26 protein-coding genes are annotated in these 23,770 nt (G+C 54.2%); 19 read left to right on the top strand and 7 right to left on the bottom strand.

The features are described from left to right. Positions 1-10: 10 nt before the first annotated feature. The 3 genes from EYA77_RS03390 to EYA77_RS03380 are packed head-to-tail and all read right to left on the bottom strand — an operon-like array spanning position 11 to position 2,632. A complete protein-coding gene (locus EYA77_RS03390) occupies positions 11-1,144 on the bottom strand; it encodes a sugar-specific transcriptional regulator TrmB (protein WP_167815865.1) in 1,134 nt (377 codons plus the stop codon). Continuing rightward, entirely contained in the window at positions 1,134-2,120 is a 987-nt protein-coding gene (locus tag EYA77_RS03385; RefSeq protein ID WP_042698457.1) for a homoserine dehydrogenase, read from the bottom strand. The genes EYA77_RS03390 and EYA77_RS03385 overlap by 11 nt, the downstream gene beginning before the upstream one ends. Further along, positions 2,117-2,632 (bottom strand): ACT domain-containing protein, encoded by a 516-nt coding sequence (locus tag EYA77_RS03380; RefSeq protein WP_042698454.1) that lies wholly within the window; start codon positions 2,630-2,632, stop codon positions 2,117-2,119. Before EYA77_RS03380 ends, EYA77_RS03385 begins: the two co-directional genes overlap by 4 nt. 194 nt (positions 2,633-2,826) lie before the next feature. On the opposite strand from EYA77_RS03380, the gene EYA77_RS03375 reads away from it, so the two are divergent. From EYA77_RS03375 to hisB, 11 genes are all read left to right on the top strand, one after another. After that, entirely contained in the window at positions 2,827-3,099 is a 273-nt protein-coding gene (locus EYA77_RS03375; protein ID WP_042698452.1) for a ferredoxin family protein, read from the top strand. Further along, positions 3,096-4,229, top strand: a complete 1,134-nt coding sequence (locus EYA77_RS03370) for a 2-oxoacid:acceptor oxidoreductase subunit alpha (protein ID WP_167815864.1) — start codon at positions 3,096-3,098, stop codon at positions 4,227-4,229. The genes EYA77_RS03375 and EYA77_RS03370 overlap by 4 nt, the downstream gene beginning before the upstream one ends. After that, positions 4,226-5,020: a thiamine pyrophosphate-dependent enzyme gene (locus tag EYA77_RS03365; RefSeq protein WP_042698446.1), complete on the top strand. Its 795-nt coding sequence runs from the start codon at positions 4,226-4,228 to the stop codon at positions 5,018-5,020. The genes EYA77_RS03370 and EYA77_RS03365 overlap by 4 nt, the downstream gene beginning before the upstream one ends. Further along, entirely contained in the window at positions 5,017-5,550 is a 534-nt protein-coding gene (locus EYA77_RS03360) for a 2-oxoacid:acceptor oxidoreductase family protein (RefSeq protein ID WP_042698443.1), read from the top strand. The genes EYA77_RS03365 and EYA77_RS03360 overlap by 4 nt, the downstream gene beginning before the upstream one ends. Continuing rightward, positions 5,547-6,632, top strand: a complete 1,086-nt coding sequence (sucC, locus tag EYA77_RS03355; RefSeq protein WP_167815863.1) for an ADP-forming succinate--CoA ligase subunit beta — start codon at positions 5,547-5,549, stop codon at positions 6,630-6,632. Before EYA77_RS03360 ends, sucC begins: the two co-directional genes overlap by 4 nt. Further along, on the top strand, positions 6,629-7,501 hold the full coding sequence (locus tag EYA77_RS03350) for a CoA-binding protein (protein WP_042698437.1): 873 nt from the start codon (positions 6,629-6,631) through the stop codon (positions 7,499-7,501). Before sucC ends, EYA77_RS03350 begins: the two co-directional genes overlap by 4 nt. Next, entirely contained in the window at positions 7,501-8,307 is an 807-nt protein-coding gene (locus EYA77_RS03345; protein ID WP_042698434.1) for a diadenylate cyclase, read from the top strand. The genes EYA77_RS03350 and EYA77_RS03345 overlap by 1 nt, the downstream gene beginning before the upstream one ends. Before the next feature lie 129 nt (positions 8,308-8,436). After that, a complete protein-coding gene (locus tag EYA77_RS03340; protein WP_042698431.1) occupies positions 8,437-9,654 on the top strand; it encodes a methionine adenosyltransferase in 1,218 nt (405 codons plus the stop codon). A 4-nt stretch (positions 9,655-9,658) separates the two neighbouring features. Next, entirely contained in the window at positions 9,659-10,519 is an 861-nt protein-coding gene (gene hisG / locus EYA77_RS03335; protein ID WP_042698428.1) for an ATP phosphoribosyltransferase, read from the top strand. A 1-nt stretch (position 10,520) separates the two neighbouring features. Then, a complete protein-coding gene (gene hisA / locus EYA77_RS03330) occupies positions 10,521-11,231 on the top strand; it encodes a 1-(5-phosphoribosyl)-5-[(5-phosphoribosylamino)methylideneamino]imidazole-4-carboxamide isomerase (protein WP_095642462.1) in 711 nt (236 codons plus the stop codon). Beyond that, positions 11,228-11,809 carry an imidazoleglycerol-phosphate dehydratase HisB gene (gene hisB, locus EYA77_RS03325; RefSeq protein ID WP_042698422.1) on the top strand — a complete coding sequence of 194 codons (582 nt, stop codon included), beginning with the start codon at positions 11,228-11,230 and terminating at the stop codon, positions 11,807-11,809. The genes hisA and hisB overlap by 4 nt, the downstream gene beginning before the upstream one ends. 124 nt (positions 11,810-11,933) lie before the next feature. On the opposite strand, the gene EYA77_RS03320 is transcribed toward hisB, so the two are convergent. The 3 genes from EYA77_RS03320 to EYA77_RS03310 form a co-directional block, all read right to left on the bottom strand. Further along, entirely contained in the window at positions 11,934-12,137 is a 204-nt protein-coding gene (locus tag EYA77_RS03320) for a histone family protein (RefSeq protein WP_011832869.1), read from the bottom strand. 170 nt (positions 12,138-12,307) lie between these two features. Then, positions 12,308-13,063, bottom strand: coding sequence for a methanogenesis marker protein Mmp4/MtxX (gene mtxX / locus EYA77_RS03315; protein ID WP_167815862.1), 756 nt, complete (start codon positions 13,061-13,063; stop codon positions 12,308-12,310). Beyond that, a complete protein-coding gene (locus EYA77_RS03310; RefSeq protein ID WP_042698415.1) occupies positions 13,060-14,055 on the bottom strand; it encodes a methanogenesis marker 2 protein in 996 nt (331 codons plus the stop codon). Before EYA77_RS03310 ends, mtxX begins: the two co-directional genes overlap by 4 nt. 168 nt (positions 14,056-14,223) lie before the next feature. Between EYA77_RS03310 and EYA77_RS03305 the strand changes: the two genes are divergently transcribed. From EYA77_RS03305 to comE, 8 genes are all read left to right on the top strand, one after another. Further along, positions 14,224-14,982 (top strand): TrmB family transcriptional regulator, encoded by a 759-nt coding sequence (locus tag EYA77_RS03305; protein ID WP_042698412.1) that lies wholly within the window; start codon positions 14,224-14,226, stop codon positions 14,980-14,982. A gap of 89 nt (positions 14,983-15,071) precedes the next feature. Next, complete coding sequence (locus EYA77_RS03300) at positions 15,072-16,502, top strand: replication factor C large subunit (RefSeq protein ID WP_167815861.1); 1,431 nt, start codon at positions 15,072-15,074, stop codon at positions 16,500-16,502. Between the two features lie 938 nt (positions 16,503-17,440). Next, the gene (locus EYA77_RS03295; RefSeq protein WP_095642464.1) at positions 17,441-18,232 is read left to right on the top strand and encodes an ATP-binding cassette domain-containing protein; all 792 of its coding nucleotides are present in this window, start codon (positions 17,441-17,443) and stop codon (positions 18,230-18,232) included. Then, positions 18,229-18,939 (top strand): GTP-binding protein, encoded by a 711-nt coding sequence (locus tag EYA77_RS03290; RefSeq protein WP_095642465.1) that lies wholly within the window; start codon positions 18,229-18,231, stop codon positions 18,937-18,939. Before EYA77_RS03295 ends, EYA77_RS03290 begins: the two co-directional genes overlap by 4 nt. Further along, positions 18,939-19,565, top strand: coding sequence for a (Fe-S)-binding protein (locus tag EYA77_RS03285; RefSeq protein ID WP_167815860.1), 627 nt, complete (start codon positions 18,939-18,941; stop codon positions 19,563-19,565). Before EYA77_RS03290 ends, EYA77_RS03285 begins: the two co-directional genes overlap by 1 nt. After that, on the top strand, positions 19,562-20,788 hold the full coding sequence (locus EYA77_RS03280; protein ID WP_095642467.1) for a methanogenesis marker 16 metalloprotein: 1,227 nt from the start codon (positions 19,562-19,564) through the stop codon (positions 20,786-20,788). Before EYA77_RS03285 ends, EYA77_RS03280 begins: the two co-directional genes overlap by 4 nt. After that, positions 20,789-22,027 carry a cysteate synthase gene (locus EYA77_RS03275; protein WP_095642468.1) on the top strand — a complete coding sequence of 413 codons (1,239 nt, stop codon included), beginning with the start codon at positions 20,789-20,791 and terminating at the stop codon, positions 22,025-22,027. Then, positions 22,024-23,139: a sulfopyruvate decarboxylase subunit beta gene (gene comE, locus EYA77_RS03270; RefSeq protein WP_095642469.1), complete on the top strand. Its 1,116-nt coding sequence runs from the start codon at positions 22,024-22,026 to the stop codon at positions 23,137-23,139. Before EYA77_RS03275 ends, comE begins: the two co-directional genes overlap by 4 nt. On the opposite strand, the gene EYA77_RS03265 is transcribed toward comE, so the two are convergent. Beyond that, complete coding sequence (locus tag EYA77_RS03265) at positions 23,037-23,324, bottom strand: hypothetical protein (protein ID WP_342764969.1); 288 nt, start codon at positions 23,322-23,324, stop codon at positions 23,037-23,039. The genes comE and EYA77_RS03265 overlap by 103 nt on opposite strands. Between the last annotated feature and the right edge of the window lie 446 nt (positions 23,325-23,770).

Below are 23,770 nucleotides of genomic sequence, written 5' to 3'. Positions count from 1 at the left end.
ATTTTTGGTGTCAGTATGCAGGGATCATCGGACAGTCCGGATCCAGAAGGACTTCCTGCGGCTGGGATTTCAGGCTTACTGCGCCGACTGCGCCGATAATGCCATTTTTGCCGTAGACGGCGACCCCGCATTTCTGTGCGGCAGTCATGACCTCTTCCATTGTGACGCGTTCCTGACGGATCTTTTTTCCAAGCAGGAGCAGATCCTTTGGGACCGTGATGGACGTCATGATCGCGACCCCCCATTCATCTGAGACGCTTTCCTCATCGACGAATCTGCAGACGCGGGCGGCAAGAGAGTTCAGGACGTTTGGGTCAACGGCCAGTTCGATGAAACTGCAGGAGTTTCCTGCAGTTTTTTCCTCGATATCCTGACAGAGGGCGGCGACCTGATGCCGGATCCCGATGATGCTTCCTGCGTCGGTCAGATACTTCATGAGTGCCTGGGAAAGGGCAAATGTCGCCCCCCCGCATCCTTTCCGGTCGGTATCATCCACGCCGATGGTGACCGGGGTCAGGGCGGATGTCCGCACTTCACCGGTGATGACCCCGCCGGCCGCGCTGATCTGTACTCCGTTCACGCCTTTTGCATGGCCCATCATTGAGGAGAGGGAATATGCCGGCCCGCCCGGGACCGACCGGATGGTCTGGACGATCTCGGTTCCCTCTTTTCTCACCAAAGCAAGACCCACGGCGGCAGAATCCAGTCTGAGTTCATTCGCTTCGCCGATGCGTGCACGCTCACGGAAGATCATACCGTCACGCGTGACGGAGATCGCCGCGCCGCCGGCTTTCCGGTGATGGAACTCGCAAAAACCCGCGCATCCGCTTGAGAGACATTCATGGAAGATCTCGACATCGCTGCCGTCAAGGGTCGTAAAGATCCGTTTGCAGGTGGTTTGCGGGAGGGCGCTTCTGAAGGCGTATTGTGCCGGGTTTCTGCCGTGCGGTTCTTCTTTTACGAAGATACAGCCCTCTTTGATCAGCCGGTTGACCCAGTCCTGGGCTGTTGAACGCGGAACATTAGCTGCAGCTGCCAGATCGGCAGTCGTGAAGTGGCCTTCTTCGAAGGTCATCCGTCTCATGGCTGCGAGGAATGCGCCCCGGCGTTCAAGAACGCCGCCGGGTTTTTCCTTACCGGTCATATTTATCGGTGATGAACAGGAGATCGGCCAGGATTGCGCTGGCCGTTTCAACGGATCCGGCTCCCCGGCCGATGAACGTTATCGCGCCGGCATACTCGGTTTCGACGGTCACGGCGTTCAGCGTCCCGGTCACCACAAGAGGATTGGTCTTGGAGATCAGGCGCGGAGAGACCTCCAGAAGATTTTTCTCCGGATAGAGGGATGCGATCAGACGGATCGAGTGCCCGGTCTCTTCAGCCATCAGGAGGGCATCGACGGTCAGATCGGAGATGCCGGTACGTTTGACATCGGCGAGGGTGACATTCATTCCAAGCATGGTGTTTGCCAGGATGACGAGTTTGATCGCCGCATCGGTTCCGTTGATGTCGTATGTCGGATCCGCCTCGGCATATCCGAGATCGCGGGCCTCGGCGAGGGCCTGGACATAGGTAAGTCCTTCCTCCTCCATTCGGGTGAGGATATAATTGCAGGTCCCGTTCAAAACACCGTAGAGTGCTTTGATCTTGTTGCCGGCAAGTCCGTATTTGATCCCCCGGAGAATGGGTACGGCGCCGGCGACGGTTCCTTCAAACAAAAATGCGGCATTGTTCTTCTCCGCCAGTTCAAGAAGTTCGGCTGAGGCAAGAGAGACAGGGCCTTTATTGGATGTTACAACATGTTTGCCGCGGGTCAGCGCTGTTTTTATGATGGAAAGCGCCGGTTCGCCTGTGTCGGCATTCGTCGGCGTGACCTCGACCAGAATATCGTATTCGGATTCCGCCGCGATACGCGATGCAGGCCACGCGGGGTCGCCGCACCGCCCGGTCTTCTTTTTCTTTGCAAGGATCTCTTCTATATCAAGACCGGCGGGATCGAAGGCGCCGCTCTTTGAGTCGGCCGCCGCAACGATACGGAAACGGGCATCGGCTCCAAGCACCTCAGCAACGCCGCGTCCAACCGAACCAAGGCCGATTAGGGCGATGTTCCATGTTTTCATAAGCCGCCTCCTATCTGGTTGATGATCAGAAGATGTTTCTCGGCAGCGATGTCCTTGAGCGTTGTGACCGCCTGATTCATCTCCAGCTCGCTCATCGCTTTGATCGTGAGTTTTGCCGTCGAAGGCTCGGCCATTCCGGGCATGACCAGATCGAGTTCGGTCACTTCAGCAACATTTTCCTTATCGATCCGGTTGACCGTGTCCGTAAGATCGGTGTGCAGGATGTGGCCGATGAGAATGAATGTTTTTGTACAGGTAAGATGTTCGGTCCCGATCCGGACGATGGCAACGCCGTTTGCACGGAGAGCGTCCATCAGTTCCACGAGCCGTTTTTCTGGAAGTGATATGACGATGTCGACAATTAAGGCCCCATTGACTGACTTCGTGTCGCGCTGATGGGAGATTGTTATGATATTTGCCCCGCTTTTGGATATTGGTTCTATTGCAGCAAGTAACTGCCCGGGTTTGTCTTTGAGCTCAAGTCGTAGTGAGGTTCTGACATTTTTCTGCAAGCGTATCCCTCTTATTCTTAATAATTCTTCTTTTAGAAATGGATAAGGATTCCCATAGGACCCCATATCATTCTCTATACAGAGGGGGGCTGGAGGTTTTTTCACGCAGATGTCTGCAGAAGGAGATGCCTCCGGCATACTCAACGGAAGAACTTTTAGCCTGTTAAAGACTCATAATATTAATAGTATTAATAATGAAGCTCGTTATCAATGAACGCCGGTGTAAAGGCTGCAATATGTGTACGAAAGTCTGTCCTTACGGAATTTTCCAGGAAGGAAAGAGACCAGGTTCACGCGGCTACATCATCCCGGTTTTGGATCACCCGGAAAGGTGTACAAACTGCCGTCTGCAGAAGCTCTATGGTCGTCAGCTCTGCGGAATGTGTCAGATGATATGTCCGGACCAGGCAATATCCTGGATTGATGAAAAACCCTTCGAGCCTCAGAAAGTGGTGATTGAATATTGACGGACAAAACTGATTTCCTGAATGGTAATGTTGCCTGCGCAGAAGGAGCTTTGGCTGCCGGATGCAGATTTTTCGCCGGCTATCCTATCACCCCCTCAACAGAAGTCGCCGAGCGTATGGCGGTCCGTCTGCCAAAAATCGGCGGGACCTTCGTCCAGATGGAGGATGAACTTGCGAGCGCCGCCGCGATCATCGGAGGTTCCTGGGCCGGCGCACGGACGATGACCGCGACGTCTGGACCCGGCTTTTCCCTGATGATGGAAAATATCGGCTATGCTGCCTTCACTGAAACACCGATCGTGATCGCGAATGTTCAGCGCGGCGGCCCCTCCACTGGTCAGCCGACGATGGCTGCCCAGGGCGATATGCTTCAGTGCAGATACGGCTCGCACGGGGATTACAGCGTGATCGCACTTTCTCCGTCTTCCGTTCAGGAAATGTATGATCTGACGGTCAAAGCATTCAATCTTGCCGACCGGTTCAGGACACCGGTTTTCCTGATGACGGATGAGACCATAGGACATATGCGGGAAAAGATCACTTTGCACAGCAATGTGGAGATCATACCCCGCCGCGAGCTCAAAGAGGGAGAACTTCCCTGCGCCCCGGACGAGAACGGGGTCCCCGGGTTTGCTACCTTCGGTATGGGTCACAATGTCCATATCACCGGACTGACCCATAATGAAAAAGGATATCCTGCGACCGATTCTGCGGAGATCCACGAGAAACTGGTTCGCCGTCAGGTCCGAAAGATCGAGGACTTCAGAAACGAGATCGCCGATGTCGACATCGTCAACCCGGACGCAGAGCTGGTCTTCATCTCGTACGGAGCTCCGACCCGTACGGTCCGTCAGCTCCTCCACGATGTTCCCGATACCTACGGCCATCTGAATCTGCGTATCGTCTGGCCGTTCCCCGATGAATCCCTGCTTGCATTCAAAAACGCCAAAGCGTTCATCATCCCCGAGATGAATCTTGGGCAGATCGCAAAAGAGGTACGCCAGCATACCAACATTCCGATCGTTGTCGTGCCGAAACTCGGAGGAGCCCTCCATACGCCGGCCGAACTGCTTAAAGCAGCGGAGATCGCAAAAACCGTGAAAAAACCGGTGACCGAGGTGTGCTTATGAATCTGGAAGACTGGTATCGGCAGGACAGACTCCCCCACATCTACTGCGCGGGATGCGGCAACGGAACGGTCATCAACTGCACGCTGAGAGCAGTTGAAGAGCTGGACTACAAACAGGAGGAGACGACGTTCATCTCCGGTATCGGCTGTTCTTCCCGTGCTGCGGGATACACCTCATCCGATTCGCTGCATACGACCCACGGCCGGGCCCTCGCCTTTGCGACCGGTCTGAAACTCGTAAAACCGCGCCAGCATGTGATCATCTTTACCGGGGACGGGGACTGTTCAGCGATCGGCGGGAACCACTTCATCCATGCATGCAGGAGAAATATCGATATAACCGTGATCTGTATGAATAACAACATCTACGGCATGACCGGCGGTCAGGGAAGTCCCTGCACTCCGTATGGCGCTATCAGCACAACGACCCCGTACGGTATGCAGGAGCAGGCATTCGATCTCTGCAGGTTAGCAGAGGCCGCAGGAGCAAACTATGTTGCACGCTGGACCTCCTTCCATGTAAAAGAGCTGACCGAGGCGATAAGAACCGGACTCGAGACCCCGGGTCTTTCGTTCATCGAGGTCATGACCCAGTGTCCGACTTCGTTCGGCAGTAAAAACAAGATGCGTCAGGTGACTCAGATGATCGACATGTTCAGAGAAAATGCTGTCCTGAAGGTCAAAGCAGACCGCGATGCGGCCAAAGGGATTCAGCTTTCTCCGGAAAAGTTCGTTGTCGGTCAGTTTGTCCGCAGGAACAATCCCCCGCTCGGCGTGGAGGCGGCGAAATGAAATCCGAGATAAGGTTCTCCGGTCTTGGCGGGCAGGGGATCATCACGGCGGCGGTCATCCTCGGAAGAGCGGCCGCCCTGTATGGGAATAAGCATGTTGTCCAGACCCAGAGTTACGGTCCCGAGGCACGCGGCGGCGCCTCTGCCTCCGCAGTGATCATCTCGGATGACCCGATCCATTATCCCAAGGTAACGGATCCGGATGTGTATGCCATTATGTCCCAGGAGGCATACAATAAATACGGCTCACATGTGAAAAATGATGCCGTGATGCTTCTCGATCCGGGCTATGTGACGAGCCGGCCGGCATGCAGATATTATGAGGTGCCTGCAACCGCAGAAGCAAAATCCCAGCTTGGAAAAACCGTGTTTGCCAACGTTATCATGCTCGGCGGGATCCTCGAAGCAACCGGGATCGTGTCCTACGATGCGCTTGAACACGCGGTTTTGGACAGTGTCCCCAAAGGCACAGAAGAGAATAACAAACGGGCACTTGCGATCGGGCAGGAACTTGTCAGGAGTCAGCAATGAAATTCCGTGAATATGAAGCAAAACAGATCTTCCGGGAATCAGGTATCCCGGTGCCAAAAAGCGTTCTGATCAACTCCGCCGAAGAGGCAAAACCGGCTCTGGAAAAAGTCGCGGAAAAGGTCGTCCTCAAAGCTCAGGTCGATGTCGGCGGCAGAGGGAAAGCCGGCGGCATCCTTCCGGCAACAGCGGAGAACATCTCCGAGGTCGCCCGCGATCTGTTCGGCAAGACGATCAAGGGACTTTCCGTCGAAAAAATTTTGGTTGAAGAGGCGCTCGAGATCTCGCATGAATATTATCTGAGTATTACGATCGACCGTGCAAAAAAGATGCCGCTGATCCTCTTCTCCAGTGAAGGGGGTGTCGAGATCGAGACACTCGCAAAAGAACGACCCGAGGCACTCCGCCGCGTGTATGTGGATCCGTCATTTGTCACCCTTCCGGATTTCATCGTCCGAAACGTGATAGGTAACGCCCCAAAAGAAATAGGTAAAATCGTTCGTGATCTTTTTGCCGTTTTCCTGTCCAAGGATGCCGTTCTTGCAGAGATCAATCCCCTGGTGATGACGCAAAAAGGCATTCTCGCAGCAGACGGCAAGATCATTCTGGATGACAATGCTCTGATCCGTCAGGGAATCTCCGAGAACAGAGATCTTACCCCCCGCGAGGCAGAGGCCGAAAAACACGGATTTTCCTATGTCGAACTGGACGGAGACATCGGCGTGATCGGAAACGGCGCGGGTCTAACCATGGCGACCCTCGATATCATCTCGCATTATCACGGCAAAGCCGCGAACTTCCTGGATGTCGGCGGTGGAGCGGCTTCGGACCGGGTCATGTATGCGGTCAGACTGGTTGCATCCATGCCGGGCGTAAAAGTGATCGTGGTCAATCTTCTCGGCGGGATCACCCGCTGTGACGAGGTCGCCAAAGGAATCATCGAGGCAGGCGTCCCGCAGCCGGTGATCGTTCGGATCGCCGGTACAAATGAAGAAGAAGGCCGCAGACTTCTTCAGGAGTGCGGATACGTCATGTCCGACACGATGGACGCGGCGATTCGCCAGGCAGTGGAGGCAGTACAATGATCTATGCAGGAAAAAACACGGGCATCCTTGTGCAGGGAGCGACCGGTTCTCAGGGAAAATTCCACATCAATCTGATGAACGCCTATGCAAAACAGGTGGGCGGCACCGGGGTTGTTGCCGGCATGACGCCGGGAAAAGCCGGTCAGGAGGTCTTCGGCGTCCCGATCTACAACTCGGTTATGGACGCAGCAGAGGAACATGAAATCGGAGCTTCGGTCATCTTCGTTCCGGCCGGCGGATGCGGCGACGCCATCATGGAGGCCGCCGATGCACGCATCCCCACCATCGTCACGATCACCGAACATGTTCCGGTTCATGACATCATGCGGGCAGTGGCCTATGCCGGTTCCCGCGGATCACGGGTCATCGGCCCCAACTGTCCAGGCATGCTTGTACCAGACGAATGCAAACTGGGTATCATTCCGGCAAATCTCTGTATGAAAGGAGATGTAGGTGTCGTCTCGCGCAGCGGCACCCTGACATACCAGGTCATTGCCGAACTCACATCTGCCGGTCTCGGTCAGTCCGGGATCATAGGAATAGGCGGAGACGCCGTCATAGGTCAGACTTTCTCCGAAGTTGTGGATGAGTTCCATGCGGACGGGCGGACAAAGACCATTGTTCTGATCGGCGAAGTTGGCGGCAGTCTGGAGATCGACGGCGCACGCCGTGCGCTGGATCTCGGCATGCCGATCGTTTCGTATATCGCCGGGGTTTCCGCCCCGAAAGAGAAACGTATGGGGCATGCCGGCGCGATCGTCGAAGGAGGAGAAGGAGATGCCGCGTCCAAGATCGAACGTCTGCGGGGACTCGACATCCCGGTTGCAACACGTCCGTCAGAGATCCCGGCGCTCATCAGGAGTATGTGATGAATGATAAGAACAGAAATCTTCTATTAGCCGCGGACAATCTGGCAAAAACGGTGAACGCACTTGCCGTAATCTCATTTCTCCCGAAAGAGGATGATATCGTGATTGATACGCCGACCGTTCATGTGGTTGATATCCAGCCGGAGATCCTGCGTGATCACAGTATGCTGGCACTCGTGGATTACTGTTCCAATCAGATCGTCGACGCTGTCCTCCAGTATAAGATCCTGACCAAAGCGGACTGCGGGACCGTTGTCGCCGCGTTCCCGTATGCCCTGCTCATCTATGATGTGGGGAGCCAGGAGAACTCCTTCTCTGTAGGGGACTATGCCCACATCGTCGAACCGGAAGCTTTGCATGCCGTTCTGATGCTCGCGCTTGAACTCGCCCATGACGGACGTGAAGGCAGATCGGTGGGCACTGCGTTCATCGTGGGAGACATCGATGAGCTGAAACGCTGGTCCCATCAGGGTGTCCTGAACCCGTATGAAGGCCATCCAAAAGAGGTCCGTGATATAAAGATCAGGGAAAACTGGGAAAGCGTCAAGGAGTTTGCCCAGCTCGACGGCGTGTTCATCATCGATAAAGAAGGGATCATCGCCGCCTCCGGCCGATACCTCGATGCAGACAGCCGGGATGCGAACCTGCAAAGCGGACTTGGCGGCCGACATCTTGCCACCGCGGCGATCACCAAAGTAGTACATGCAGTCGGCATCGTTGTCTCCGAGTCAGGCGGCGTCATCCGTGTTTTCGTCGGCGGAAAGTCCGTTGCCCAGATCCGGACAGACGTCAGACTGGTTCTGTAAAACGGCGGGATCGTTTTAGTCTGCAAAGATCGTTTATTTCCCGTCGATCCGCAATGATGCAAAATTTTCTGATTTGCAATACAATCTTTTTTATATTCAAACATCAGATTATTCTGAAGTGATTCAAAAATGAAGAGAAATATCAGTATCACCCATCTTTCTCAGACTCCAATGGAAAAGCAGAAAGTCGAACTCGTCGAACGCAAATGCATCGGTCACCCCGACAGTATTGCTGACGGGGTTGCCGAAGCGATTTCCCGGGCACTTTGCAGAGAATATATGGAAGAGTGCGATGGTGCTGTCCTTCACCACAACACCGATCAGGGAGAAGTCGTCGCAGGCGAGTCCAGACCGCAGTTTGGCGGCGGCAAAATCATCAAACCGATCTACTTCCTCCTTACAGGAAGAGCTACCCGTCAGTTCGGCGACAAAGTATTCGCAACCGACGCCATCGCTGTAGAAGCGGCGCGCGCTTATCTGAGACAGACTATCCCCACGTTCAATATGGAGACGGATGTCATCGTCGACTGCCGTATGGGAACCGGTTCCACCGATCTGCGTGATGTGTTCCACACAAAGAAAGGCCACACAGCAGTTCCGCGTGCAAACGACACCTCTTTTGGTGTTGGTCATGCACCCTTCTCTCAGGTCGAGCAGATCATCCTCGGCCTTGACGAATACATCGCCAATGAATTCCGCCCGAAAAACCCGATGGTCGGCTACGATCTCAAACTCATGGGACTCAGAGATATCAACACGATCACCATTACCGTAGCTTCCGCTATGGTCGACCGGTATTGTTCCGGGATCGACGAGTATGTCGAGATGAAAGAGAAGATGGCGGAGTCCTTCACTCAGGTCGCGAGACAGTACACCGACAGAAAAGTCAAAGTTGAGATCAACACCGCAGATATCATCCGCAAAAAGACGACCTCGGTCTTCCTGACCGTGAACGGCACTTCTGCTGAGATGGGCGACGACGGATCCGTCGGACGCGGAAACCGCTGCAACGGGCTTATCACGCCGAACAGACCTATGTCCATGGAAGCCACCTCCGGTAAAAACCCGATCAACCATATCGGCAAGATCTACAACCTGCTTTCCACGGAAATCGCAAAGGAAGCATGCCAGAAAGTCGATGGTATCGAAGAGATGTACGTCAGACTTCTCTCCCAGATCGGTCACCCGATCGACTACCCGCACATCGCAAGCGTTCAGTGCATAACCAAACGCGGATACACATTCAAGGACTTCGCACCCGAAGTTGAAGAGATCGTCAACAAGCGTCTGGAGAACATCACTGATATCACCAGACTCGTCATCGACGGAAAATTAAAGACCTTCTGAAATTATGGCAAAAATACGTCTGGCGATTCCAAATAAGGGCCGTATAGCAGAGCCGATCAATGATCTGATGGATAAAGCAGGCATCCATATCAACATGACCGGTTCACGCCAGCTTATCGCAAAGACCATAGATCCGGAGATCGAGGTCCTGTTCGTCAGGCCGATCGATATCCCCGAATACGTGGCTAAAGGTGTTGCCGATATCGGCATCACCGGGCTGGATATGGTCGCGGAACGCCGTGCAGACGTCGCCTGCCTTCTGGACCTGAACTTCGGCTCAGCCAAACTCGTGATCGCTGTACCTCAGGAATCCCCGATCACCTCGGTCGAAAAGATGAACGGGATCAGGATTGCAACCGAATTTCCAAATATCTGCAAAGATTACTTTGCCGAAAGATCCATCGATGTGAATATCATCGAGGTTTCCGGGGCATGCGAAGCGGCACCCCACCTCGGCATCGCCGACGCCATCGCCGATCTGACCTCGTCTGGAACGACCCTTGAAGTCAACAAACTCCGGATCGTTGAAGAGATTCTCGCAAGCACGACCAACGTGATCGCGAACAAAACTTCGCTCACAGAAAAGCATGAAAAGATCGAAGAGATCCTTCTTGCCTTCGAGAGCGTGATCGCGGCAAAAGGTCAGTGTTATCTGATGCTGAATGTCAAACGCGAAAAACTTGAGGAGATCAAATCGCTGATCCCCGGGCTTGGAGGTCCGACCATTATGGATATCGCCGGCTCCGATTCCGTGGCTCTTCACGCCGTCGTTTCTACCAACAAAGTGTATCAGCTGATCAATCTGCTGAAACGCGCCGGAGCGAGGGATATCCTTGTTCTGGACATCACCCGGATGGTGAGATAAGATGGAAGTTTTCCCGGCGGTCGATATACTCTCCGGGAACTGTGTGCAGCTTGTCGGCGGAGACCGGCTGACGGCAACAGTCTACGGATCACCTATCGACAATGCCCGCCGCTGGATCGCTGAAGGCGCGGCAAATCTTCATGTCGTCAATCTGGACGGGGCATTTGCGGCGAGCAGCACGAATGCCGCGATGATCCGCGAGGTGGTCGAGATGACCGACGTCTTCGTTCAGGTCGGCGGAGGCATCCGCAGTCTTGAAGATGCCCGCGGCTGGCTGAACTGCGGAGTCTCCCGGATCATTCTCAGCACATTCGCCACTCAGGACCCTGCCGTTATCAGGACGCTAAGTCAGGAGTTCGGCAGTGAGCGCATTATGGCAGGCGTGGACGCAAGAAACGGTGAGATCGCCGTTTCCGGATGGCAGGAACTGGCAGGCGACTTTATCGGCTGGGCAGAAAAGTTCGAGGAACTGGGTGCAGGCTCTCTTCTCTACACCAATGTGGATGTGGAGGGGAAACAGGCCGGAATCGACCGTGCCCCCGTCCAAAAACTTCTGGATGCCGTCAGCATTCCAGTCGTCATCGCCGGCGGGGTGTCATCATCACAGGACGTTCGCTCTCTCAAAGAGCTGGGAGCATCCGGCTGCGTTCTTGGTTCATCCCTGTACAGCGGAAAGATCACCTTGAAAGAGGCGCTGGAGGCAGCATTATGAGATCAGTTGAGAAAAGCAGAGAGACAAAAGAGACCGCCGTGAGGGTCGTTTTCGACCCGGATACGCCCGGAACCGTCGTTATGTCGACCGGTATCGGATTTATGGACCACATGCTGAACGCCTTTGCCCGCCACGGCGGCTTTTCGCTGACCGTTGAGGCAAAAGGCGATCTTGAGGTCGACTGTCATCACACGATCGAGGATATCGGGATCGTTCTTGGAACGGCCGTCAAAGAATCTGTCGGCGAAGGACGCGGCATACGGCGGTTTGCCCACGCGATCGTCCCCATGGACGAATCACGCGCTACTGCGGCACTGGATATCTCCGGCAGAGGATATCTTGTCATGGATGGTTCCTTCACCGGCATCTCGACAGGAAGTATTCCAAACGATCTGTTCGAACACTTCTTCTATAGTTTCTGTACCAATGCAGGAATCACTGCCCATGTGATCTTCTCAGGCGTGAACGATCACCACAAATGCGAGGCGATCTTTAAGGCTTTTGGCATAGCTCTCGGGAAAGCTCTGTCAGTTCGTCCCGGCGAGACCGCGGTTCCAAGTACAAAAGGAACCCTCTGACTTTTTTAATACTCTCTTAAGAGAAAATCGGGGGGCTTCAAAGGAAACCGCCCGTGTAAAATAATCAAGCCTGGGCTTGTTTTATGCACGGGAATCTTAGACCCGCACACCACACAAAATCTGGTTATTCTTTTGTGGCGAGGTCGATGTCCTCTGCCTTAATGGTCTTTCTGCCGGCGTGCTGGGCAAGTTCGAATGCCTGCTTTGCGATAGCTTCAATGTAGGCTTCTGCTTTTGCTACTAATGCATCTGCTGCATCTTCGCCCACGCGAACTGCGCCGGCTTTCTTTGCAAGTCTGACGACTGCTGCTTTTGGTAAGTCTGCCATAATTATTCTCAAACAAAAAATGGTTCAAAATAATATATAAAACTATGCCAGTATTGGCCATTTTTATCATACAGAAGGTTTTTCAAGGTTATTTTAGATTCTGCTTAACGATTATGCCCGGATTTGCGATCAGGTCTCAATTTTAACCTGGATCATCAATCGGGTCAGGATTATCGGGTATTATTTTTTGCCAGGGCCGCTGCCAGATTCAGGGCAGGGACGTATCCGGACGAGGCGCGCGAACTATCGACAAAAACGCCGGGAATATTCGTAACCGGCGCACCATGCCCGATTCCGGCTCCAAGAAACGTGAGTGTGCGAAAAATCAGGTTCCCGGATATGCCGTCCGGGGCGATGATGACCCCAAACTCTTTCACGGCATCCTCGATCAAAATCTCACAGTGCACGGCGCCGGTCTGTTCCGCAACCAGGATCGCATCCCGGATCGATCTGTCAACGACCGGGTGTCTGCCGATGTCGCCTGTCCTCCCGCCGGAAAGGACAGCGGTCTTATCAGACATGCCGAACCTTTGTGCAAGTTTTCTTCCCCGGACCACCAGATCCGCCTTCTCTTCCACACTCCACCCCTCATCAACACCGACCGGTGCGAGGAAAAACCGGTCGCCATGTACCGTTTCCAGCAAGGCTATCCGTTCCAGACGGGGGACCCCGTATGCGGTCTTCAGATATCTTAGGGTCTCATTTGCCGGGAGAGTGCCGCGAACGGCGCCGTCGATCTTTCCTGCGCACAGATCATCGATCAGCGCTGCGTGCGGACGATCCGAAAAGATCGAACCGACATAAGCCGATTCGTTCTGCGGAAGATAACTATAACAGAGGACACGGACATCCTCTGATGCTGCCTTTTCTGCACTAGCCAAAACCTTTCCGGCGTCAGCTCCGCAGCCTATCCCAAGCGTTATCATACAGTTGTAATATTGGTTATGCCCTCAACACAGAAGTTGAAGAGCGTGGTCTGCTCGGCTCCTTTCTGCAGAACCAGTTTGCGGGTGTTGGTCACCGTTCCGATGACTTGGGCGGCCATACCGACTTTTCTAAACAGCTGACAGACCTGCTCGACGGAACTCTGGTTTGCCGTTACAACAAACCCCATTCCGGGATACATACGGACCCACTGCTCAAATCCGATACCGAGCTTCTGCAGATCCGGCCGGGGGATCGCATCAAGATCGATCAGACCCCCGACACCGCTGGACTCAAGAAGCATGCCGAGCGTTCCGATGATGCCCGGATTCGAGATATCCTTTCCTGCCGTCAGCAGATGACGTTCGCCGAGCGTTTTCATCACCGCGATCTGGGACCTGAGGAGTTTAGGATCCTTCATCGTGACCGAGTCCCAGTTCATCCCCGCATTCGGATGGATCCTGCCGTTCAGATCGATCGCGACGATGATCGCATCGCCCGGTTCTGCAGTCGTACTGTAGATCACACTATCCAGCTCGGCGATCCCGAGGATCGAAACGTCGATGACATTGTGCGGGGCGTCGGGATGGAGATGGCCGCCGACCACCGGTACATCAAACGCTTTTGCCGCATCGCACATGCCCCGTGTGACCTTGTCCATGAGTTCATCATCTTTTGCAGAGAGAACATCAACCATCGCGATAGGCCGGCCGCCCATAGCTGCTATATCATGGATATTGACCAGGATCGAGCAGTATCCCGCCCAGTAGGGATCAAGATCCATCAGCTGATTCCAAATTCCGTCTGCAGCCAGAAGAAGAGCCGAACGACCGTTCTGTATCACCGCCGCATCTTCACCGTAGGAAGCAACGACATCGATGTTGTCGATGTGGAGGGTTTTTACGAGATTTCCTATTGCTTTTTTGCGTCGTACTCCGTCATACTGTCTGACGGCGTTTGAAACGGATTCGGGAGTATATGTGTCTGCAGACATAATGGTTGAATCACCTCTTGAAATTGAAGAAACTGGGTATGCTGCCCCCAGTCTGTGTCTTGTCTATTTATTCCCCTTCTGTAATGATAATATCTGTGTTTTAACAGGTACAGGGCAGGATAAATTATATCGTTACGTATGGTAAATATACCTTGTTAATGTGGGTATATGTTTGAAGATAATATGATAGCCCAGCTGAAAGGGATCGGGCTGAGCGAGTATGAGGCAAAAATATATCTCATACTCGCCTGCATCCACTCTGCAAGCCCCAGAGAACTCCACGAGACCACACTGATTCCCCGGGGACGCGTGTATGAAACACTGGGTTCTCTGGAAAAAAAGGGTTTTATCATTTCAAACAGACGGTCTCCGGTCCGTTACCGTACTGCTGATATTCCATACACCATGGAACGGCTGAAAAAAGAGGCAGTCATCAGGTATGACATGCTGGGTATGGCTCTTGAGACCTATGCTGCCCTTGCCTGCCCAGATCAGCCCGGCCAGACCTATAACATCAGGACCGGGTGGGGTGTGGAAAATCACATCCGTTATCTTCTGAGGACAGCAAAAAACGAACTTCTCATCATCTCCGATGATCCTGTATTTTATCAGCTGTATGCTGAAGATATTGCCCGGGCAGAAAAACGCATCCGCGTCAGCTGTATCGTCAGCAGCAGAAAAACCGCGAACAGCATTCCTTTTCAGTGTTATTTCGCGGATGAAGATACAAAAGATTCCCTATTTTCGCCGCCGCTTTTGAGAAAACTTTCGATGCCTGTAAAGGAGGTCATCTATGCAGACAGAAAGGAGGTGCTTTCGGTATATGAACGGGAAGGCAAAGAAGAAGCGGCTTTCACCAAAAACAGCATCTACGCCGAGTTCATCACCCGTGTCGTTTTGAAAAACACGATGATGATCAGCCCCTGAAATATTTTTCCAGGATCTGCCGTCCTGCCGATCCCGGGCTTTTCCCAACCGTTATTATCTTCAGACGACCCATATCTACAGTAACGAACATGGACTGGGCAGAGAAGTACCGCCCGATGCATCTTGCCGATATTTTAGGCAATGGATCCGCGGTCAGACAGATAGTTGACTGGGCCAAGACCTGGACGCCGGACTCACGCCCGCTGCTTTTTACGGGGAAACCGGGTATTGGAAAAACCTCAGCAGCCCTTGCTCTTGCCCGCGATATGGACTGGGAAGTTCTTGAATTGAACGCCTCGGATGCCCGCACGAAAGCGATCATCGAACGGGTCGCCGGAAACTCGTCAACAACGACCAGTCTGTTTGGCGCCGGACGAAAACTGATCATCATCGACGAGGTGGATAACCTCGAGGGAAATGCGGACAGAGGGGGAGCCCGGGCGATCGCAGATATTCTGAAAGATGCAAAACAGCCGATCGTTCTGATCGCAAACGATGCATACGGGGTTTCCGATTCGATCCGCAGACTCTGCGATCCGGTCCCTTTCAGGGCGATCGGTGTCTCTACGCTGCAGAAACGGATGAAGGAGATCTGCCGCTTCGAAGAGATCGCCTGCGGGGAAGACGCACTTTCAGCGATCGCGGAAAGTTCGGCAGGGGATATGCGTACTGCCGTAAACATGCTGTTTGGCTCCTCGACCGGGAAGACGAGCATCTCCGCAGGAGATATCAATACTGCCCAAAAGGATGAACGGGCAACGATCTTTGATTTAGTCGGCGGCGTTTTTGCCGGGGCACCGGACCGCGAACTGCAGAAACTTTCCTTCGAATGCGACGAAAAACCCGACTCTGTCATGCAGTGGATCGAGGAGTCGATCCCGCTGATGCATGACCCCAAACGGCGGATCCGGGCATACGGCAGGATCTCGCGGGCCGATGTGTATCTGGGAAGAACGATGCGGCGCCAGTATTTCACCCTCTGGCGGTATGCCACGTCGATGATGACGCTCGGAGTCGCTTCGGAAAACGCAGGCGCCGGCTTTCGGACCCGGATCATGCCGCCTTCCCGCTGGAAACGGATGAGCACCGCAAAGAAACAAAAAGCGGTCAGACGAACACTCGCGGCGTCGCTTGCGGAAGGATACAGTATTCCGGAGAGTCAGATCCAGAGCCAGTATCTGGATCTGCTTTCCCGGTTTGCCGAAAAGGATCCTGCAGCATTCTGCGAACGCCACAACCTCGACGTTGATCAGATGGGAATCGTTCTGCATGACAAGGCCGCCGCTGCCGCCGCGGTAAAGACAGTCCAGCAGGCCGCAAAAGAACGGGACACAAAGGTCAAAAAAATGGCGGCTTCAAAGAGGGCGGAGATGCGAAAACTCGAGGAGCAGCTGGAGGCACTTCGAATGCAGGAACCCCCCGTCCCGGAAACGCCGCCGGCTGCAGAAGAACTGCCGCTCGAAGAACCTCCGGAAGAAAAAAAGCTCGCCCCAAAGCAGGCGACGCTGGACTTTTTCTAACCTGTTTTTTCCCGAAAATCTTTTTTTGCTTGGTCGGGCTGCAGACGGTGTGACACCTGAATTTGACAGTTGGCAAATATATTTCACCCACATCTCTTTCCTTTTTTCTGATTAAGGGGTGCGGGAGGGCGACTCCGGCGCGGAGCCCGACGCGGTGGGAATATCTTATGTCCAAGGCTCACGTTAACGTTCTGCTTAGCGAATCTGTCGTTGAATAGTCAGAACGGAAGCAGCTTGGGAGTATGATCACAATCTAATACTTTCCGAAGTGAATACACCCCCAACACCGCGTACGTAATACCTGAATATTCCATCTCCTTCGAACTACCTGAAAACATATATGGGCCATGGGGAATGGGATATCTCCGCCGCGTCGGGCTCCGCGCCGGAGTCGCCCTCCCGCACCCCATAATTAGATAAATGTATGGAATATTGGTGATGTATTCTATAGGAGTTACGCGGTGTTGGTGTGGATTCAATTCGGGAAGAAATATTTTAGGTGTGGAAACATGAATGCCTTAAACGAAATCGCATTGCATCCCATAAGTACCTCAGTTTTTTTTCGGTCGAAATCAGACCGCGTACGTCCTATTCTAAAAAGTACGTGACTCACGAGGGCGTTTATCAGGGCTTATGACAAATGCTCAGAGGTGCTCATTATGTGGTATTTCCACTAACTGCCAAATTCAGGCTGACCAAACCTCGGCTTTTATCATATAATTTCGTATAATCCATATGAAATTACACTAATACCAGGTCACATGGCAAATACTGATTGAAAATGATTTGATCAATCCATCGTAGCTTCAATGAATTAAGTTGACGCGATTCTCTTTTATTATATTTAAGATAATTTTATGACGTAAGATATCTCAAAAGACCAACAATTCTACCTTAGAGATAAAGTATTATTATGCGTCAAGTTGATAGTATCAGGTATGTCTTCTTCACGAACAGAGATAGAGTCCCTCACCATCCTTCCCGGAACCACCCGTGATGGAAAAATAGAGGGATTTGATGAGATCGTTATCCGCCCGGGCGACACGTTCTCCATCGTCGGTCCGACAGGTTCGGGAAAAACCGCGTTCATCAACGACATCGAAGTGTTCGCCCAGGGAGACACCGTCACGAACCGCCGGATTTTGATCAACGGCAGCGAACCCGGCGAGGCTCTGGTCCGCGATCCAGCCAGAAAACCCATCGCCATGATCACCCAGAATACCAAATGCCTTGCCGATCTGGTCGTCTCCGAGTTTCTGGCAATGCATATCCGTTCACGCAAACTGGACGGAGAGGGTATTGTCGAGAAGACCATCCGCATCGCAAACGAGTTTACCGGAGAAAAAATCCTGCCGCATATGCGGATGAGCGCTCTTTCCGGCGGGCAGACCAGATCGCTTTTTATTGCCGACGCTATCATCATCTCCGACACGCCGATCATTTTACTGGATGAAGTGGAAAACGCCGGCATCTTCAAAGACCGGGTCATCGAAGTTCTGCGTGAAGAAAAGAAGGCCATTATCTTCGTGACCCACGACCCCTACGTTGCTCTCCTCACGGGAACGCGGATCGTCATGGAGAACGGTGCCGTAACTAAGATCCTGACCCCCGGCCGTGAAGAGGAGGAGACACTTGCGGAGATCGCCCGAATGGATGCGAAAATAACAAATCTGCGGGAACGCATTCGTGCAGGCGAACTCCTGTGCGGGCTCGAAGGAGTCCAGGCATGAACGTAAAGCTGATCTCCATAGCAGGACCGCCAAGCGCCGGAAAAACCGCGGTTGTCAAACAGATCATTAGGAGTCTGCCTGACCCGAAAAAAGCCGCATACCTAAAAATCGATGTGGTGCAGGCATGGGAAGACGAAGAACTCGCTGCCGAGTTCGGCATCCCCACGAAAAAAGTGTATTCAGGAGATATGTGCCCGGATCATATGGGGATCATGGTTATCCGCGACGCGATGGAGTGGGCAGAACAGATCGGGGCCGAGTATCTGCTCTATGAAAGTGCGGGCCTTTGTCTGCGCTGTACTCCCTACACCAAAAATTCGCTTGGCCTCTGCGTTATCTCGGCCGTGTCGGGAACGCATGCTCCGCTAAAAATGGCCCCGATGATCGCCCTCGCGGACGTGGCCGTAGTAACAAAGATCGATCTTGTTTCCCAGGCGGAAAAAGAGGTCTTCCGCGAGCGGATCAAAGAGGTCGCGCCGAATATCGACATCATCGAAACCAACGCCGTCCAAGGGACCGGGATGCGGTATCTCAATAAAGTGATCGCGGATATGCCGCCCGCTCCGTTAGACAAGGATATGCTCCGCGGGGTCCCGCCGCTTGGCGTCTGCACGATCTGCATCGGGAAAAAGGAGATCGGATGGCAGGAACATTTCGGGGTCATCCGTCAAATCGACGCTCCCGACAGTATCTACCGGGGTGACTGATGGGCTGGACACCGCCGGGAAAGGACTGCGGAGCCTGCGGAGCGGAAAGCTGCGAAGCATTCATGAGCCAGGCGGCTTCCGGCCTGAAAAACCTTGCCGCCTGCCCGTATTATCATGAGGATGTTCCAAAATACACTTGCAGAGAACTGGCAACATCATACTCCGGCACGGATGTCTGCAATGCTCCGTACGACTTCGTGATTTCCGCGCTCCCAAACGAGCCCTCCGCACGAAAAATCCTTCTGCCGTTTCGACCCGATCTGGTCGAACGTGAGGAGATCAAAAAAGGCGATATCGTTCTTGGCAGACCGGCGGGAGCGGGATGCCCAGTCCAGCATGTCATTCGGGTCATCGAAGCGGATCATATCACCGGGCTGATCACCGGCCATGTGGTCGGTCCCGCCTTTTCCCGGGACAACACTGATATCATTGATCTGAAGATGTACCATATGATCGGATTCGAGGGAGTGGCCAGGGTCGTCGCCCGGCCCCCGCAGTTTGGAGTCCGGCATCCGTTCCTGCCGGGATTCTGTATGATGGACCGGACGCACACCGGTATCGTCAATATGATCCTGCAGAAATCCTACGGCCTCCACGTCAGAGTGGAGGGGATCGTGATATTATGAAAACGCTTGCAGAAATCAACCGGAAAATCGCCGACAAAACCGCGGTCGTCATGACGGCAAAAACCCTCAAGGAACGTATCCGCAAGGGAGAAACCATCACACCGGACGACGTGGACGTGGTGACCTGCGGAACATTTGGGGTGATGTCCGGGACATCCGCGGTTCTCGCGTTCCAGGCCGGAGCGCCTGGAACCTTCCGGTATGCCGTCTCCATGACGCTGAACGGGGTCCCGGCGTTCATCGGCCCCTGTCCGAATGAAAGCAACGGGCATGTCGATTGTATGGTGTATGGGACATCCCATGCAGAACACGATCCCTCATACGGCGGCGGACACCTTTTTTCTGATCTTGCCGCAGGAAAGCCGGTCACCGCAGAGATCGTTACCGACACGGGAACGATCCGCCGTCAGGTAGGTCTGAATGATATGTCCTCTGCCAGACTGATCGTCACCCGCGGGGCATTCAAAAATTATATGGGGTTTGTGAACCGGAGTGAAGAAGAGATCTCCACGATCTTTTCGACCTTCCCTATGAAGCCAAATCTGCAGAGCGCGTCCGTTTCCGGATGCGGGGAGATCAACCCGCTCGAAAATGATCCGGAATTACGCTATCACATCCCCGGAGCGGCAGCACTCGTAAACGGCGGCCCTGGTCTGATCCTTGGGTGCGGGACGAGATCGTCGCCGCAGAAACCGAATCTTTCTCTCTCTGCGGATATGCGGGGCATGCATCCCGATATGATGGGCGGTTTTGTGACCGCGCTCGGCGCCGAATGCCTGACTTCAATCGGGACCGCGATCCCTGTACTGGATGACGAAACGCTGAATGCTCTCCGTGTTCTCGACGAGGATATCCCGCTGCCGGTCGCCGACATCCAGAACAGGACTCCATTCGCGGCCGCGACCTACGCGGATATCTGGCAGAACACCGGCCGACGGGTCCGTGTCGATGCTTCGCGCTGCGTGGATGACTGCACGGAATGCGCGAAAGATCTCTGTCCGGTCGCGGCGATCCGGCCCGACCTCTCGATCGGCAAAGCATGCATGGGCTGCCTGACCTGCGTGACCGTCTGCAGACATCAGGTGTTTTCCGCAAACGCAGGAACGCTGCATATTCCCGATGCGGATATTCGAATCGGTCTTCGCCAGTCCGACCGCGTGCGGGGAGACCGGGCGGCTGCCCTGGTTCGTGACCGGATCTCTTCCGGAGAATGGAGGTTTTAGATGGGTGATTATGTATTACGCTGTCTTGCCGGCGGGGAACTTCTCGAAGACCATTATACCCTTGCCTGCCCCAATCATCCGGGTTTTGTCCGTGCAGAATATACAGCCGCGCAGTTGACCGTCCGGAAGAATCTGCCGGGCGTATTCCGTTTCAGTGACTGGCTCCCAGTCCGCGGCTCGGTCCCGACACGATCAAGGCCCGTGACCTTTCAAAACCGGGAGCTCTGCCGCGAACTCGGACTGCCGAACCTCTGGATCACGTTTACCGGCTACTATCCGGAATGCGGCTGTTATGTGCCGACCGGTTCGTTCAAGGAGCTGGAAGCTTTGCCGACGATCGTCCGACTGAAAGAGGCAGGAGGGGGAACGCTGGTCGTGGCATCCGCCGGAAACACTGGTCGGGCGTTTGCCCAGATGTCAGCGGAATTCGGGACACCTGTCGTTTTAGTCGTACCGGAAAGTTCGGCCGACAAGCTCTGGACCGCAGGATACTTCGATCACAGCAGTATTCGGCTTATCACGGTCCGCGGCGATTACACCGACGCGATCAAAACGGCCGATAAGATCTGCGAAGCCCCGGGATATTTCCCGGAAGGCGGAGGCAAAAACATCGCCAGACGGGACGGGATGGGCTGTGTGATGCTCGATGCCGCCGTCACGATAGGAAAACTGCCCGACTATTACTTCCAGGCGGTCGGCTCAGGCACCGGAGGGATCGCCGCATGGGAAGCTACTGCCCGCCTGATCGGAGACGGACGCTTCGGCAGTGTGTTCCCTGAGCTCCATCTTTCACAAAATCTTCCGTTCGTTCCAATGGTCCGTGCATGGAATGCCGGCAGGGATCATATTCTCGATGAGGATATGCCGAATGCGCAGGCCTCCATCAACGCGGTATCCGCCCATGTCCTGACCAACCGTACGCCCCCCTACGGGATCCGCGGCGGGGTGTATGATGCGATGAGATCCTGCGGCGGGCGGATGTATGCCGTAGAAAACAGCGATGCGGCGAGTGCCGCCAAAATCTTCGCCGAAGCGGAAAACGGGATCGACATCGATCCTGCCGCCGCCGTTGCCTTTGCGTCCCTCATCTCCGCCGCCGAAGAGGGCTCCATCCGGAAAAATGCGAGCATTTTGCTGAATATCACCGGCGGGGGATATCAGCGGGTGAAAAAGGACTGCGAGATTGCACAGATAGGCGTTTACAGAACTGTCGATCCAGGAGAGGTGCCGGCATTATGAACGAAGAGACGGTCCTTCAGATCATGCACGAAGAGGGAGTTGACATGGTCGCCTCGCTGCCGTGCGATAAAAACAAGCGGTTCACTGCGCTATTAGAAACGGAGTTCCCGGTCATCGACCTTGCCCGCGAAGAGGACGGGGTCGGGATCGGGGCAGGGGTAGTCCTCGCCGGCAAACGTCCGCTCGTCTCGATCCAGAGCTCGGGGCTTGGGAATATGCTCAACGCCCTTTTGTCGCTTTCCTGCGTGTATCACTTCCCTCTGCCGATCCTGGCAAGCTGGCGCGGCGTGTGCGATGAGAAGATCTGCGCTCAGATCCCGTTCAATGCTCCCCTCCCAAAACTGCTGGATGTGTACAACATTCCCTACCGGATTTGCAGATCGGCGGAGGATCTGGAAGGGATCAGAGAGGTCATCAGAGGTGCGTTTGCAGAGCAGACGCCCTATGTCGCCCTGATCCTTCCGTCCTGCTGGGACCCTCAGGAGGATGCGCCCATCACATACCCGAAACGTTCGCTTCCGGACCGGACATTTTTCCTGCCGGGATACGCCGAACCGGAGCTCACCCGGCTTGAAGCGATCAAAGAGATCGTTTCCTCGGTTCCGGAAAACGCGGTCATCATCTCCAACATCGGGGTTCCTTCCAAGGAACTCTTTGCGGCAAAGGACCGGACAGGGAACTTCTACATGCTCGGAAGCTACATGCAGGCGTCCGCGATCGGGCTCGGTTGTGCGTTTTCTTCACCGAAAACGCCCGTGTATGTGATAGACGGAGACGGAAGTCTGCTCGGCTCGGCAGTTCTGCCGGTGATCGCAGCACAGAAATGCGAAAATCTGCATATACTGGCGCTGGACAACGGCACATTCGGCAGCACCGGGAATCAGATCAGTCCGGCGTATGAAACCGCCGATATCGGGATGCTCGCACGTGCGGCGGGGATCGGCTCGGTCGAACGGGCCGCGACCCCGGGCGAGATATCCAGCGCCGTGGTCAAAGGAACTTCGTTCGTTCATCTGCTCATCCGCCCGGGAAATTCTGCATCGCCGAATATTCCCCTCTCCCCCGAAGAGATCCGCAGCAGAGTGGAACAGTTCATCCGGGAAACCGGATAACCGCTCACACTTTTTTTTACCGGGACCCGGAGAATGGTTTTCATTTTGCCGGCCACGGTCTTTCGCGGATCCGAGAGATAAATCTCATGATGCCGGCGGCCGGCGAAGTCATGGACAAAACCGTTTTCGCGGATGAAGGCATCCATCATCTCAAGCGTCGCCGGCTCGTCATCGAAGGGCCCCATATGCATGCACTGCACACAAAGACCTTCGGAAAATACCTCGAGCGTCACGAACTCAGACTGGCGGATCATTGACGTCCAGAGGAACTTTTCTTTTTTTTGATAGGAGTTACGCGGTGTGCTCTCAATTCAATTCGTGAAGGGTATGACATAAGTTTAGATACATGAGATATCCCACCGCGAATAATCGCGAATCTACGCGAATCGCATTTTCCTTACGCTGTCTTCTTGTCCTCGTCGTTTCACTCCTCGGCCGCGTTCCTACGCTTCGCCTCATCGGCTCCGCGTGGACGGAACGCCAGCGTGGAAAATGCTGGAAAACCCGCGTCGCGGGTTTTCTCCTGATTAAAAACCAATCTGCATAATTATTACAAAGATTTGAGAATCTTTAAAGAAAACCCGCGACGCGGGTTTTCCAGCATTTTTCGTTCCGCCGTCCCGGCCACGCG

It is taken from the genome of Methanocorpusculum sp. GPch4 (genome assembly GCF_012062385.1).
Lineage (GTDB): Archaea > Halobacteriota > Methanomicrobia > Methanomicrobiales > Methanocorpusculaceae > Methanocorpusculum > Methanocorpusculum parvum.
The sequence above is the reverse complement of the archived record's forward strand: the minus strand, read 5'-3'. Positions and strand labels throughout refer to the sequence as shown.

Bases quoted from the DNA above. Each gene is read 5' to 3' on its own strand.
- hisA (WP_095642462.1), top strand. From the start codon at position 10,521: ATGGAAGTTTTCCCGGCGGTCGATATACTCTCCGGGAACTGTGTGCAG.
- EYA77_RS03345 (WP_042698434.1), top strand. From the start codon at position 7,501: ATGAATGATAAGAACAGAAATCTTCTATTAGCCGCGGACAATCTGGCA.
- mtxX (WP_167815862.1), bottom strand. From the start codon at position 13,063: ATGATAACGCTTGGGATAGGCTGCGGAGCTGACGCCGGAAAGGTTTTG.
- EYA77_RS03320 (WP_011832869.1), bottom strand. From the start codon at position 12,137: ATGGCAGACTTACCAAAAGCAGCAGTCGTCAGACTTGCAAAGAAAGCC.
- comE (WP_095642469.1), top strand. From the start codon at position 22,024: ATGAACGAAGAGACGGTCCTTCAGATCATGCACGAAGAGGGAGTTGAC.
- EYA77_RS03310 (WP_042698415.1), bottom strand. From the start codon at position 14,055: ATGTCTGCAGACACATATACTCCCGAATCCGTTTCAAACGCCGTCAGA.
- EYA77_RS03390 (WP_167815865.1), bottom strand. From the start codon at position 1,144: ATGACCGGTAAGGAAAAACCCGGCGGCGTTCTTGAACGCCGGGGCGCA.
- EYA77_RS03360 (WP_042698443.1), top strand. From the start codon at position 5,017: ATGAAATCCGAGATAAGGTTCTCCGGTCTTGGCGGGCAGGGGATCATC.
- EYA77_RS03290 (WP_095642465.1), top strand. From the start codon at position 18,229: ATGAACGTAAAGCTGATCTCCATAGCAGGACCGCCAAGCGCCGGAAAA.
- EYA77_RS03285 (WP_167815860.1), top strand. From the start codon at position 18,939: ATGGGCTGGACACCGCCGGGAAAGGACTGCGGAGCCTGCGGAGCGGAA.
- hisB (WP_042698422.1), top strand. From the start codon at position 11,228: ATGAGATCAGTTGAGAAAAGCAGAGAGACAAAAGAGACCGCCGTGAGG.
- EYA77_RS03340 (WP_042698431.1), top strand. From the start codon at position 8,437: ATGAAGAGAAATATCAGTATCACCCATCTTTCTCAGACTCCAATGGAA.
- EYA77_RS03375 (WP_042698452.1), top strand. From the start codon at position 2,827: ATGAAGCTCGTTATCAATGAACGCCGGTGTAAAGGCTGCAATATGTGT.
- EYA77_RS03305 (WP_042698412.1), top strand. From the start codon at position 14,224: ATGTTTGAAGATAATATGATAGCCCAGCTGAAAGGGATCGGGCTGAGC.
- EYA77_RS03295 (WP_095642464.1), top strand. From the start codon at position 17,441: ATGTCTTCTTCACGAACAGAGATAGAGTCCCTCACCATCCTTCCCGGA.
- EYA77_RS03350 (WP_042698437.1), top strand. From the start codon at position 6,629: ATGATCTATGCAGGAAAAAACACGGGCATCCTTGTGCAGGGAGCGACC.
- sucC (WP_167815863.1), top strand. From the start codon at position 5,547: ATGAAATTCCGTGAATATGAAGCAAAACAGATCTTCCGGGAATCAGGT.
- EYA77_RS03275 (WP_095642468.1), top strand. From the start codon at position 20,789: ATGGGTGATTATGTATTACGCTGTCTTGCCGGCGGGGAACTTCTCGAA.
- EYA77_RS03365 (WP_042698446.1), top strand. From the start codon at position 4,226: ATGAATCTGGAAGACTGGTATCGGCAGGACAGACTCCCCCACATCTAC.
- EYA77_RS03280 (WP_095642467.1), top strand. From the start codon at position 19,562: ATGAAAACGCTTGCAGAAATCAACCGGAAAATCGCCGACAAAACCGCG.
- hisG (WP_042698428.1), top strand. From the start codon at position 9,659: ATGGCAAAAATACGTCTGGCGATTCCAAATAAGGGCCGTATAGCAGAG.
- EYA77_RS03385 (WP_042698457.1), bottom strand. From the start codon at position 2,120: ATGAAAACATGGAACATCGCCCTAATCGGCCTTGGTTCGGTTGGACGC.
- EYA77_RS03300 (WP_167815861.1), top strand. From the start codon at position 15,072: ATGGACTGGGCAGAGAAGTACCGCCCGATGCATCTTGCCGATATTTTA.
- EYA77_RS03265 (WP_342764969.1), bottom strand. From the start codon at position 23,324: ATGGGGCCCTTCGATGACGAGCCGGCGACGCTTGAGATGATGGATGCC.